This window comes from Bradyrhizobium sp. CIAT3101, assembly GCF_029714945.1.
In the GTDB taxonomy this organism is placed as follows: domain Bacteria; phylum Pseudomonadota; class Alphaproteobacteria; order Rhizobiales; family Xanthobacteraceae; genus Bradyrhizobium.
This window is the reverse complement of sequence record NZ_CP121634.1, coordinates 6649825-6662743: the sequence shown is the minus strand read 5'-3', so window position 1 is coordinate 6662743 and position 12919 is coordinate 6649825. Positions and strand designations below refer to the sequence as shown.

Sequence of the window (12919 nt, the reverse complement as noted above, 5' to 3'; positions counted from 1 at the left end):
GCTTCGCTTGTCCGGGACGACAGCTGTGGATGTCGCTAGCTACTCCGCGCTGCTCACCAGCTTGATCCGCGGCGCGGTGGCCTCGGTCAGGCTGCGATAGGCGGCGAGATAGTCGAGTGCCATGCGCCGTGCCGTAAAGCGCTTCTCGAACTGCTTGCGGATGGCGGTGCGGTCGAGCTGCGCGAGGCGGTTGACGACGCCGGCGGCGCTGAGGATGTCCTCGACCACGAAGCCGGTGAGCCCCTCGTCGATGATCTCCGGCACCGAGCCTCGGTTGAACGCGACGACCGGCGTGCCGCAGGCCATGGCCTCGATCATGACAAGGCCGAACGGTTCCGGCCAGTCGATCGGCAACAGCAGGCCGAGCGCGCCGCTGAGGAAATCGGACTTCTCGTGATCGCTGATCTCGCCGATGAAATCCACCAGCGGGTTGTTGACGATCATCGGCTTGATCAGCTCGTCGTAATAGTCCTGATCGGCACGATCGACCTTGGCCGCGATCTTCAGCGGGATACCGCAATGCATCGCGATCTTGATGGCGCGATCGACGCCCTTCTCCGGCGCGATGCGGCCGAGCACGGCGAGATATTCCTGCTTCGCCGGCTTCGGCGTCAGCAGGGTCTCCGGCAGGCCATGGTGGATCGTCGTCACCCAGTTCGCCTGCGGCACCGGCCGGCGCTGAGCGTTCGAGATCGAGATGACAGGCATTTTGGAGAATGTGTTGAAGACAGGCTGATGCTCCGGCAGATCGAGCCGGCCATGCAGCGTGGTGACGAACGGCGTCGGCTGCCGGTGGAACAGCGACCACGGGTAATAGTCGAGATGGAAGTGGAGGAAGTCGAACTCCTCGTCGTCACATTTTTGCCGCACGCGCTCCAGGAGCACCATGTGCAGCGCGTTGGGATCGCGCACGGAACCGTCGAGGCGAAGCGCCCGCGGCCATAATGCGTCCAGCTTCGCCGACGTCTGCGAGTCGCCGCTGGCGAACAATGTGACGTCGTGACCAAGGGCAACCAACTCTTCCGTCAACCAATGCACCACCCGCTCGGTGCCGCCATACAGCTTGGGTGGAACAGCCTCCGTCAACGGAGCTACCTGCGCGATGCGCATCTCACCATCTCCTTTGTGCGATCATGGAAGTTTAAGCCCCTGCCGAGTTCGGCACCGGCATGCCGGGGAGGGAACGTTCTCGCATTTGCGAAGTTCCTTCTCCCGAACGTTACTTCTTCGACACACTGCAGCGTGGCCGCGATGATGCCATCACCTCATCTCACATCGTCCGCATCCGCATGTCGTGATGGTTTCGCCCGGGAACCGAGGCGAAGCGGTCGATGTTCAATCGGCTAAGAGAAAAATTGAAACCATCACGACGGGGTCGCAGCGAATGGATCATCTCTCTGGATATGCGCGCAGGCCATTTGCCTTTGTCTTGCGCTATCTACGGCGTCGATTGGCGTCACATCTGGTGATCCTTGGCGCCGTCGTTGCAGCCGTTGCCTGCTCGGTAGGCACGCAGTATGGCGTCAAATCGCTTGTCGACGCCTTGTCCGCGGGAACCTCTCATGGCGGAAGCGTATGGCTGGCATTCATTCTGCTCATGTCGCTGATCGCCGCCGACAACTTCCTGTGGCGGATCGCGAGTTGGACAGCGAGCTTCACCTTCGTGCGTGTCACGGGCGACTTACGCCGTGACATATTTCGTCATCTGACCGGACACGCGCCGAGCTACTTCTCGGACCGCATGCCAGGCATGCTGACCAGCCGCATTACCGCCACATCCAACGCCGTGTTCACCGTCGAGAACATGTTCGTCTGGAATGTGTTGCCGCCGTGCATTGCCACAATTGCGGCAATCATGCTGATTGGAACCGTGAGCCCTTATATGGCCGCGGGCCTGATCGTGATCGCCGGCGGCATGGTGATCGCCATGTTCCGTCTGGCCGCGGCCGGCAAACCTTTGCATGACGACTTCGCCGACAAGGCGGCCGCCGTCGATGGCGAGATGATCGACGTCATCAGCAACATGCCGCTTGTGCGTGCCTTCTGCGGCATCGGCCACGAGCATGAGCGGTTCGATGCCACAGTGAACCGGGAAGTCAATGCGCGCGGGCGTAGCCTGCGTTATCTGGAGAAGCTGCGGTTGTTCCACGCAGCCGTGACCGTGCTTCTGACCGTCGCGCTGATGGCTTGGGCGGTCACGCTCTGGCAGCAGGGCGAGGCGACCACCGGCGACGTCGTGCTGGTCTGCACCCTCGGCATTTCCATCCTGAGTGCGACGCGCGATCTCGCGGTGGCGCTGGTCGACGTCACGCAGCATGTCGCGCGCCTGACCGAGGCGATCGCCACGCTGCTGACGCCGCATGAACTGAAGGATCACCCCGAGGCCGAACCGCTGGTCAAGAGCGGCGCTGCGATCGCGTACAACAATGTCACCTTCGGCTATCCCGGCGCGGAGAAGATCTTCGAACGCTTCAGCCTGCGGCTGCAGCCCGGCCAGCGCGTCGGCCTGGTCGGCCAGTCCGGCGGCGGCAAGTCGACCCTTTTCACGCTGCTGCAACGTTTCTACGATGTGGACGAGGGCAGTGTGACCGTCGACGGCCAGGACATTTCCATGGTGACGCAGCAGAGTCTGCGCGAGGCGATCTCGGTGGTGCCGCAGGACATTTCCCTGTTCCACCGCTCGATCCGCGAGAACATCCGTTACGGCCGTCCCAACGCGACCGACGACGAGGTGCTGCGGGCGGCGATTGCCGCGCGCTGCGATTTCATCGACAGCCTGCCGGACGGGCTCGACACCATGGTCGGCGACCGCGGTGTGAAGATGTCCGGCGGCCAGCGCCAGCGTATCGCGATCGCGCGCGCCTTCGTCAAGGACGCGCCGATCCTGCTGCTCGACGAGGCGACTGCGGCGCTCGACAGCGAGTCGGAGGAGGCAATCCGCGAGGCGCTGGCGCGCCTGATGCGGGGCCGCACCGTGATCGCGATCGCGCATCGCCTTGCGACGCTGCGCAATTTCGACCGGGTGATCGTGCTCAAGCACGGCAAGATCATCGAAGACGGCGCGCCCGACCGGTTGATGCAGGGCCACGGTCCGTACCGTGAACTGGTGACGCAGGAAATGAGCCGGCTGGCGAAGTTCGCCGCGTAAACCCAACAGTTGCGTTTGCGTTGGTCGCGTTCGAAACACAGGCCGCAGGGGAGCAGCTCATGGCAGCCGAAGCCGCAACCAAGATCGTCCCGGCATCGCAGACGATGGAGACCGTCGCGGAGCAAGCGTTCTACATTCCGATGACGGGGCCCGCCGCGCGGCCCCGTCGCTCGCTCAAGCACGACGATACGTTCATCGTGCTGGACAGCCATGGCGACATCGGCGCGTCGGCCGGCGGGCCGGATGGCCTGTTCAACCATGACACGCGCTATCTGGCGCGACTGGAGCTCGTGCTGGATGATCTCCAGCCGCTCCTGCTCGGCTCGAACCTGCGCGACGACAATTCGGGATTGACGGTCGACCTGACGAATCCCGACATCTATCGCCAGGGTCGCATTGTCCTGCAGAAGGACCTGCTGCACATCGTGCGCACGATCTTCCTGTGGCGCGGCACGGCGTATCAGCGCATCGGGCTGCAGAACCACGGCGAGCAGCGCGCCAGTTTCGAGCTGACGCTGCTGTTCGATAACGATTTTGCCGATCTGTTCGAGGTGCGCGGCGAGCGGCGGCCGCGCCGCGGCACCGGCACCAGCAAGCTGCTCGGGCCGACCGACGTCCTGTTCGAATATCGCGGTCTCGACGAAGCCGAGCGGACCACGGGGCTCCATTTCGATCCGCGTCCGACACGGCTCTCGGTCAATGCGGCGACCTGGCAGCTCGAGCTGGATCCGCATGAGTCCAAGTCGCTGTTCGTCGCCGTATCCTGCAACCGTCCGATCGCGGAGAAGCCGGCGCGCTTCTTCAGGGGCCTGCTGGCGCATCGCCGCGAGATGCGGCAGTCGACGGTCGGCGCGGCCAGCATCGAGACATCCAACAACATCTTCAACGAGGTGCTGTGCCAGGCCATGGCCGACCTCAACATGCTGATGACGGAGACGCCGCAGGGGCGCTACCCCTATGCCGGCATTCCCTGGTACTCGACGACGTTCGGCCGCGATGGATTGATCACCGCGCTGCAGATGCTGTGGGTCGATCCGCGGGTGGCCAAGGGCGTGCTGCGGCGGCTGGCGCATTTCCAGGCCAAGGCCGTCGATCCGCTCGCTGACGCTGCGCCGGGAAAGATCCTGCACGAGATGCGCGGCGGCGAGATGGCGGCGCTGCGCGAGGTGCCGTTCTCGCAATATTACGGCAGCGTGGATTCGACCGCTTTGTTCGTCCTGCTCGCCGGACGTTATTTCGAGCGCACCGGCGACGAGAAGACGTTGACCGAGCTGTGGCCCGCGATCGAGGCCGGGCTCGCCTGGATCGACGGCCCCGGCGACCCCGACCAGGACGGCTTTGTCGAATACCAGCGCGCGACCGAGAAGGGGCTCGCCAACCAGGGCTGGAAGGATTCCTTCGACGCGATCTTCCATGCCGACGGCAAGCTCGCGGAGGGCAACATCGCGCTCGCCGAGGTGCAGGGCTATGTCTACGCCGCAAAGCAGCTCGCCGCGCGATGCGCGCTGCGGCTCGGCAAGCCTGATATCGCCGGGAAGCTCGAGGCGGAGGCCAAGGCGCTCGCCGAGCGTTTCGAGGAGGCGTTCTGGTGCGAGGATCTCGGAACCTACGCACTTGCGCTCGACGGCAAGAAGCGGCGATGCGAGGTCCGCACCTCGAATGCCGGGCAGGTGCTGTTCAGCGGCATGATCCGCGAGGACCGCGCCCGTCTTGTGGCTGCCGATCTGATGCGGCCGCACTTCTTCTCGGGCTGGGGCATCCGTACCGTCGCGCGCGGTGAGGTGCGCTACAACCCGATGTCCTATCACGACGGATCGATCTGGCCGCACGACAATGCGCTGATCGCGCTTGGGCTCGCCCATTACGGGCTCAAGCACTCGGTCGCACATGTGTTCAAGGGCCTGTTCGATGCCGCAACCTATATGGATTTGCGACGGCTGCCGGAGCTGTTCTGCGGCTTCCGCCGCGAGAAGCGGCGCGGCCCGACGCTGTATCCGGTCGCCTGCGCCCCGCAGGCCTGGGCCAGCGCAACGCCGTTCACGCTGCTGGAGGCGGCGCTCGGCATCGAGTTCGATGTCGCGCGCGGCGAGATTCGCCTGCGCAATCCGCATCTGCCGCCGTTCCTGAACGAGGTCATCCTGCACGATCTTCAGCTCGGGGAGTCCAGCGTCGATCTGCGGGTTATCCGCCACGGTCACGACGTGGCGCTGGAAGTGTTGCGCACGCGCGGCCAGATCCAGGTGTCGATCGTGCTGGCGCGCTAGCGAGCCGCGGCAAGGAGGGTTCATGCGTAGCGCCGGATGGTTGGCCTTGAGCGCCGCGATCGTCGCGGGATTGACGGTTGCGGTATCGCGCGCCGCGGAAGATCCGCCCGCGGCCGCGACCGAGGCGAATGCACCGCCGACGGCGCAGCCGCCGGCTTCGGTGGTGCCCGTCACGCCGAAGGATGCGGCGCCGCCGCCGTCGGTGACGATCATCGGCGCCAGCGACGCCCACGGCGTGCTCGGCCGTGACGTGCGCAGTGCTGCGGATGAGGACATGGGCCATATCGTCGACGTCATCGTCGATCTCACCGGCCATGTGCGCGCCGCCGTGATCGACTTCGGCGGCTTCCTCGGCGTCGGCAGCCGCAAGATCGTGGTGGATTGGAACGCGATGCGGTTCGGCAAGATCGTCAACAAGAAGGACAGCATTACGCTGGAATTGACCAAGGCGCAGGTCGCGGCCGCGCCGGAATACAAGGAGGACACGCCGATGGTCGTGCTCGGCGCGTCCGGCAGCCTTCAGCCGCTGCAAGCCATCCAATGAGGAGGGGGGAGGGCTGACCACCTGTGCTGTTGTCCAGGAAGCCGAACCATGCAGATCGCGAGGGACGCGTTGAACACGACAACGTCGCCGCACCCGTCCTTGCGGCCATTCCGGAGCCGTCGCGCCGGAGCCTGCGCGGCCTCGACTGGTTCATCTTCTTCCTCGCCGACGTGCAGACCGGTTTCGGGCCCTTCATCGCCGTCTACCTGACCACGCAGAAATGGACGCAGGTCGAGATCGGCTTCGTGCTGTCGATCGGCGGCATCGTCGCGCTGATCGGGCAGATGCCGGGCGGCGCCATCATCGATGCCGCGAAATCCGAGCGGCTGGTCGCGGCGCTCGCGATCGTGACCATCGGCTGCTGTGCGCTCGCCTATGCGGCGATGCCGATCTTTCCCGTGGTGGTGGCCGCCGCCACGCTGCACGCCGCGGCGAGCTGCGTGCTGGGGCCTGCGATCGCGGCGATCAGCCTTGGTCTGGTCGGTCCACTCAAGATCGGCGAGCGGCTCGGCCGCAACGCGCGCTTTGCCTCGCTCGGCAACGGCGTCGCCGCCGCGGTGATGGGGACCGCCGGATATCTTCTCTCCAGCCGATCGGTGTTCCTCGTCACCTTCCTGCTCGCGATCCCGACCCTGATCGCGCTGTCGCGCATTCGCGAGGAGGAAGTCGATATCGCGCGCTGCCACGGCGAGATGCCGCGTGAGGCGCCGGTTCCGGGCGACACCAATATCTGGCACCTGATCCGGCAGAAGCCGCTGATCGTCTTCGCGCTCAGCGTCCTGCTGTTGCAGCTCGCCAACGCCTCGATGATGCCGCTGATGGCGAGCGCGGTGACGGCGCGGTCGAGCCAATGGGCGACGGTGCTCGTTGCCTTCTGCATTGTCGTGCCCCAGGCGATCGTTGCGTTGTTGTCCCCGACGGTCGGGCGCAAGGCGCAGCTCTGGGGCCGGCGGCCGCTGCTGCTGATCGGGTTCGGCGCGCTGACGATCCGCGGCCTGCTGTTCGCGACCGTGCGCGATCCGTATCTGCTGGTGCTGGTGCAGGTGTTCGACGGTTTCACCGCGGCGGTGTTTGCGGTGATGATCCCGCTGATCGTGGCCGACGTCGCCTTCGGCAGCGGGCACTTCAATCTGGCGCAGGGCATTGTCGGCACGGCAACCGGCATCGGCGCGTCCTTGAGCACCGCGCTCGGCGGCTATGTCAGCGACCAGTTCGGCAATGCCACCGCGTTCTTCGGGCTGGCGAGCATCGCGGCGACAGGGCTGTTGCTGATCCTGTTCGTGATGCCGGAGACCCGGCGCACGGGCATCGCGGCCAAAGAAATGGCCGGCTGAACGCGATCAGCCGGCCACAAGTGGGGGAAGAGAAGACGATCAGGCGTCGAGATTGTGCAGGCGCTGGCGGTTGCGCAGCACGATCTGGCGGGCGCCGGAAAATCCCAAAATACCCTGGGCGTGAAGCTGCGACAGCGCGCGCGACACGGTTTCGAGCGTCAGGCCGAGATAGTCGCCGATGTCGCGGCGGCACATCGGCAGCGCCATCATGCCGGCAACGGCGAGGCGACGATCCATTTCCAGCAGGAAGGTCGCAACCCGCTCCATCGCGGTCTTGCGGCCGAGCAGCAGCATGTGGTCTTCGGCATGGCGCAACTCGCCGGCCGTCATGGCCCAGAGCTTGCGGGCAACCTGCACGTCGGTGCCGGCGGCCTTCTCGAGGCTCGCCCGCTTCACCAGGCGCACATTGGTGTCGATGATGGCTTCGGCGGCGAGGCGGTGGCTGGCGCCGGATTCGAGGCCGAACACGTCGCCGGGAAGGTGGAAGGCGCCGATCTGGCGGCGGCCGTCGGAGAGCAGCTTGTAGGTGCGGACCGCGCCGGAGACGACCTGGTAGACATATTCCGCCGGCTCGTCCTCGCCGTAGATCTCCTCGTCCTTGCGGTAGCAGAACTCGGTAGCGACCAGGCCGACATGACCGGTGATCGCACCGAACTGGTCGGACGCGGGACGGGCAGGGGAATGTGCAGGTGCAATCTTGCCGCGAATTTGCGTGTTGATCGCCTGGGTGTTGAGCGTCTCGGTCAGCATCTGCGCCATCTCCGTTGTGATGACGCCTTGGTACGCGGTATCGGGTGCTTCGAAAATTTCGCGAGATATCTTAAGGGGAGCCCCTTACGTAGAATCCCGTAGGTCGGGGCCCCCGCAGAGCCGGGGATACCCGGATCTTCACACTTCGGTGTCCGGGAAATATCTGGTCTCCAGGGCAAGTCATGTCATCGGAAGCGTTCACGCCAGCGGAGATGCCCGATGACAGCGAGATTTATCCCACTTCTGGCCGCCTTGTTGCTGCTGCCGTCGCTGGCCACGGCAAGGACAGCCCGGCCGCGAATCGACACCGTCGCCGGCCGTTTGCATTCAAATCCGATCGAAGGCCGCCAGGTCGCAGCTCCGCCATGGAGCGCGGCCTGCACGACCGACCACGGTCCAAGCGAGTGCGGCGAGCCGATGTGGATTTACGGTCCCCACAGCGAGCTCTCGCAGTATCGGAGCGCGTTCTAAGGCTATGCCTAGTTTCCGCGTCTGTTCTGGATGGCATGGCGAATGCGTTTGACCAGGTTTTCGTCGAGAAGCGGCTTCAAGATCACGTCTTTCACGCCTGCCGCTGCAGCCCGGGCCGAGATGTTGCCGTCGGGATAGCCGGTGATCAGGATCACCGGGGTGTCGCCGTCGGACTGGCGCAAGCGGCAGGCCAGCTCGATGCCGTTGATATCGGGCATCTTGTAGTCGATGACGTAGCAGTCGGCGCCGGGCGGGCTCGTCGCGTTGAGCAGCGCGGTGGCGTTCCGGAAGGTCCGCACCGCAAAGCCGTCGGTTTCCAGCAGGAAGCGCAGCGATCCCAGCACGGCGTCGTCATCGTCGACCACGTAGACGATGGGCTGTGCGGATGGTGCCATTGGCCGCTGCTGGTGCGAGACGATCTCGATCATCCCACCTGGCTAGCACAGCCGGGCCCGCCCGTTTTGACTTAGCTCAACCGGGCCTGTCTCAAGCCGGTTTGCCTCAATCCTTCAGCATGCCGGCGCGCATCGCCAGCCGCACCAGCTCCGACAGGCTACCCGCCTGCATCTTGGTCATGACATTGGCGCGGTACACCTCGATGGTGCGCGGGCTGATGTCGTAGTCGCGGGCGATCAGCTTGTTGGAGAGGCCGGCGACCAGCCCTTCCATCACCTGTCGCTCCCGCGGACTCAGCGAGGCGACGCGGGCGGCGATGTCGTGGGCAATGGCCTCGTTCTTGGCGGCAGGCTCCGCCTGGCGGATCGCGGTCTCGATCATGGTGGTGAGACGGTCGTCCTCGAACGGCTTTTCCAGGAAGTCGACGGCCCCTAACTTCATCGCCTCCACCGCGAGCGGCACGTCGCCGTGGCCGGTCATGATCAGGATCGGAAACGGCGAGCTCTGTGCCTTCATCCGCTTCAGCAGCTCGATCCCGTCGAGGCCCGGCATCCTGATGTCGGAGACGACGCAGCCGAAGGCGAGACCGGGCAGGGCGTCGAGAAAGCTTTGCGCGTTGTCGAACAGCGTGACGCCGAAGCCGGACGAGTCCAGCAGGAAGTTCAGCGAGTCCCGCATCGCCTCGTCGTCGTCGATGACGTAAACATGTCCCTTGGTCGTCATGGCTCAGGTCTCGTCGGCTGCCGGCAGGGTGAAGCGGAATGTCGCGCCGTCCGATGCGTTGCTCTCGGCCACCATGCGGCCGCCGTGAGCTTCGATGATCGAGCGGCTGATCGACAATCCCACGCCCATGCCGGTCTCTTTGGTGGTGAAGAAGGTCTGAAACAGGTTTGGAATGACGTCGTCCTGGAAGCCGGAGCCGGAGTCCGACACCTCGACCTCGATCATGTCGTCATCGACGCGCTTGTTCGTCACAACGAGTTCGCGCCGCGACGACTGCGCCATCGCTTCCAGGGCGTTGCGGAACAGATTGACCAGCACCTGCTGGATCTGCACCCGGTCGGCGAGGACGAGGTCGGCGCCGGGATCGAGATTGAAGCGCAGCTCCACGCTCTGCTCGCGCGCGCCGGCAAGGCCGAGCGCGCCGGCTTCCTCGATCAGCTTCGACAGGCGCTCGACCCGCTTCTCGGATTCGCCGCGGGAGACGAAGTCGCGCAGGCGACGGATGATCTGGCCGGCACGCAGCGCCTGTTCCGAGGCGCGGTCCAGCGCGCTCTCAATCTTCGCAGTGTTGGGATCGGTGCTGCCGGCGAGCAGCCGCCGCGATCCCTTCATGTAATTGCTGATCGCCGCCAAGGGCTGGTTGATCTCGTGGGCGAGCGCGGAGGCCATCTCGCCCATCGCCGTCAGCCGCGAGACGTGGACGAGCTCGGACTGCAATTCCTGCAGCCGAGCCTGGGTCTTCTGATGCTCGGTGAGGTCGCGGACGAAGCCGGTGAAATAGGGTTCGCCGCCGGACTGCATCTCGCCGATCGACAGGTGCATCGGGAAGGTGGTGCCGTCGCGACGTTTGCCGGTGACGATGCGGCCGATGCCGATGATGTGCGGATCGTTGGTCGAGCGATAACGCGCGATGTAGCTGTCGTGGCGGGTGCGGTCCGGCTCCGGCATCAGGATGCTGACGTTCTGGCCGATCGCCTCCTGCTCGGACCAGCCGAACAGGCGCTCGGCGGCGGTCGAGAACAGCTGCATGATGCCGCGACCGTCGATGACGATCATGGCGTCGGGAATGGTATGCAGGATGGAGCGGAGGTGGGTCTCGCGCGTGCGCAGCGCTTCCTCGACCTGCTTCTCCTCGTCGATGTCGAGGAAGATGCCGCTGAGATGGCGCGCGAGGCCGACCTCATCCCTGATCAGGCCGGCGCGGGCCCTGATCCATTTGCCCCGGTCGGAGGTGCCGGCGATCCGGAAAGAGACGTCGAAGCCGCCGCCATGCTCGGAGACCTGTTTGATCGCGGTCTCGACGCGCGCGCGGTCGTCGGGCGCGAGACGCGAGAGGAACAGGTCGTAGCTCGCAGGTCTGCCGCGCTCGACGCCGAGCAGCATCCGCGCGGTTTCCGACCATTCCAGCTCGCGCGTCGTGAGGTCGAGATCCCAGGTACCAACGCCGAACCCCTCGATCCGGACCCGGAAATGCTCGCCGCGATGATCGTCTGGCGGATGCGTCACGCGGGTCGGCGACAAGCAAGGGCTCCATTCTGTTGCGTGACGAGGTGTTGCGAACGTCTCGACAATTTCGCCCAAGGGCGGCTCCGAAGCAAGTTCGGATGTCTGATTCCATTGGCGGATTTGCCGCTGAATCGCGTGGGGCGATTTGATCTATCTCATCTTGCTCCGCGCCGGCGAGGCTAGATTTCGCGCCAATCGATTTGGTTCGGAGACTCCCATGACATATGCCACCGTGATGGTCAGCCTCGCGCTCGATCAGCCGAACGAGCCGCGCCTTCGGGTCGCGGGCGAGCTCGCCGAGCGATTCGGGGCCGCACTCGTCGGGGTCGCCGCGGCAAAGTTCGCGCCGCCGCTTTTTTTCACCGATGGTGCCGAGGCCCAGCGCCTGCTCGATGAGGAGGAGGATTCCGTCAAGCGGTGCCTGGCCGATCTGGAGGCGGAATTCCGCGGCGCGACCAGCACGCGCGGTGCGCGCGTCGAATGGCGCAGCGCCACGGATTTTCCGGCACGATACGTCCTGGCGCAGGCGCGCTGCGCCGACCTCATCGTCAGCGGCGGGCAGAGTCCGGTCTTCTCCGATGCCTTTTCGCTGGTAAGCCCCAGGGATCTGGTGATGCAGGCCGGCCGGCCGCTGCTGTTCGTGCCCGACCGGATCGACTGGCTCGATCTGCGCAGCGTGCTGGTGGCCTGGAAGGACACGCCCGAGTCGCGGCGGGCGGTGGCCGATGCGCTGCCGTTGCTGCGCAAGGCGAAGGACGTCGCCATCGTCGAGATTCCGGAAGAGGGCGACGACCGGTCGGCAGCGATGGCGCGTGTGGGCGATGTTGCCGCCTGGCTTGCCCGCCACGGCGTCACCGCGACAGCGCGCGTCCCCGAAGCCACGGGGAACGAAACCGCTGCCGTGCAATTGGAGCGGGTTGCCGGCGATGTCGGTGCCGGCCTGATCGTCGCCGGCGCGTACGGTCATTCCCGCTTCCGCGAGCTGATTCTCGGCGGCGTCACTCAATCTCTGGTCACGCAAACCGCCCGCTGCGTGCTGCTGTCGCACTGACGGCCTCGCACACAGACACAATCGATGAGGATGCGCCGTGTACAAATTCCTTGAGCAGACCGCCAGCGGCTACATGACCCGGAACGTCAGGACGGTGCAGCGCGACCATGATCTGCTTGCGCTCAGCGAGATGTTCGAGCGGGACGATTTCAACTCCTATCCGGTCGAGGACGACGGGCAAATCGTCGGCATCGTCACCAAATTCGACATCCTGAAGTGCTTTGCCTTCACGCCGAGCCAGATGCTGCCGCGCTATCACGACCTGATGAGCCGCAAGGTCGGTGACGTCATGACGCCCGAGTTCATCTATGTCAGCCCCGACACGCGCCTGACGCGCGTGCTCCAGATCATGGTCGAGCACCGCATCCGCAGCATCATCGTGCTCGACGGCACACAAAAGCTGGTCGGAATCATCGCGCGCGAGGACGTCATCGCGGCACTGAAGGCGACCGCGAGCGAGTGATAGCGGTGCTTCTTCCCTTCTCCCCTTGCGGGAGAAGGTGGCGCGAAGCGCCGGATGAGGGGTCTCTATCCTCGGAGAGACTGCTTCTGAGGAGCATACCCCTCACCCAAGCGAGTCTGCCGCACCGTCCTCGCGGCCCTCTCCCGCAAGGGGAGAGGGCACTGCAACTGGCTGCGCGGCAAAAAATTCGGGGCCATCCCCAAAATGGGCGTCAGATACGAAAAACTGAACCGCAAGTCTTGATTTCAATCAATTCCCCGCGAGGGTGA

The 12919-nt window shown here is 65.1% G+C and carries 11 protein-coding genes; 6 read left to right on the top strand and 5 right to left on the bottom strand.

Features of this window, described 5'->3' with window-relative positions; all coding sequences use genetic code 11:
• Positions 1–39 precede the first annotated feature (39 nt).
• Positions 40–1110, bottom strand: a complete 1071-nt coding sequence (locus tag QA645_RS31335; RefSeq protein WP_254129859.1) for a glycosyltransferase family 4 protein — start codon at positions 1108–1110, stop codon at positions 40–42.
• A gap of 274 nt (positions 1111–1384) precedes the next feature.
• Between QA645_RS31335 and QA645_RS31330 the strand changes: the two genes are divergently transcribed.
• The 4 genes from QA645_RS31330 to QA645_RS31315 are packed head-to-tail and all read left to right on the top strand — an operon-like array spanning position 1385 to position 7290.
• Entirely contained in the window at positions 1385–3148 is a 1764-nt protein-coding gene (locus QA645_RS31330; RefSeq protein WP_283045151.1) for an ABC transporter ATP-binding protein, read from the top strand.
• Between the two features lie 59 nt (positions 3149–3207).
• The gene (locus QA645_RS31325; protein ID WP_283045150.1) at positions 3208–5412 is read left to right on the top strand and encodes an amylo-alpha-1,6-glucosidase; all 2205 of its coding nucleotides are present in this window, start codon (positions 3208–3210) and stop codon (positions 5410–5412) included.
• A gap of 22 nt (positions 5413–5434) precedes the next feature.
• Positions 5435–5956 (top strand): PRC-barrel domain-containing protein, encoded by a 522-nt coding sequence (locus QA645_RS31320; RefSeq protein WP_254129862.1) that lies wholly within the window; start codon positions 5435–5437, stop codon positions 5954–5956.
• Positions 5957–5979: 23 nt separating this feature from the next.
• A complete protein-coding gene (locus QA645_RS31315; RefSeq protein WP_283045149.1) occupies positions 5980–7290 on the top strand; it encodes an MFS transporter in 1311 nt (436 codons plus the stop codon).
• 39 nt (positions 7291–7329) lie between these two features.
• Here QA645_RS31315 and QA645_RS31310 read toward each other — a convergent pair whose 3' ends face one another.
• From QA645_RS31310 to fixL, 4 genes are all read right to left on the bottom strand, one after another.
• On the bottom strand, positions 7330–8040 hold the full coding sequence (locus tag QA645_RS31310) for a helix-turn-helix domain-containing protein (protein WP_283045148.1): 711 nt from the start codon (positions 8038–8040) through the stop codon (positions 7330–7332).
• Between the two features lie 479 nt (positions 8041–8519).
• Positions 8520–8939, bottom strand: a complete 420-nt coding sequence (locus QA645_RS31305) for a response regulator (protein ID WP_283045147.1) — start codon at positions 8937–8939, stop codon at positions 8520–8522.
• A 73-nt stretch (positions 8940–9012) separates the two neighbouring features.
• Positions 9013–9630: a response regulator FixJ gene (gene fixJ, locus QA645_RS31300; RefSeq protein WP_254129866.1), complete on the bottom strand. Its 618-nt coding sequence runs from the start codon at positions 9628–9630 to the stop codon at positions 9013–9015.
• Between the two features lie 3 nt (positions 9631–9633).
• A complete protein-coding gene (fixL, locus tag QA645_RS31295) occupies positions 9634–11151 on the bottom strand; it encodes a sensor protein FixL (protein ID WP_283045146.1) in 1518 nt (505 codons plus the stop codon).
• Between the two features lie 202 nt (positions 11152–11353).
• Between fixL and QA645_RS31290 the strand changes: the two genes are divergently transcribed.
• Both QA645_RS31290 and QA645_RS31285 read left to right on the top strand, forming a co-directional pair.
• Entirely contained in the window at positions 11354–12187 is an 834-nt protein-coding gene (locus tag QA645_RS31290) for a universal stress protein (RefSeq protein ID WP_283045145.1), read from the top strand.
• A 37-nt stretch (positions 12188–12224) separates the two neighbouring features.
• The gene (locus QA645_RS31285) at positions 12225–12650 is read left to right on the top strand and encodes a CBS domain-containing protein (RefSeq protein WP_254129868.1); all 426 of its coding nucleotides are present in this window, start codon (positions 12225–12227) and stop codon (positions 12648–12650) included.
• Positions 12651–12919: the final 269 nt, after the last annotated feature.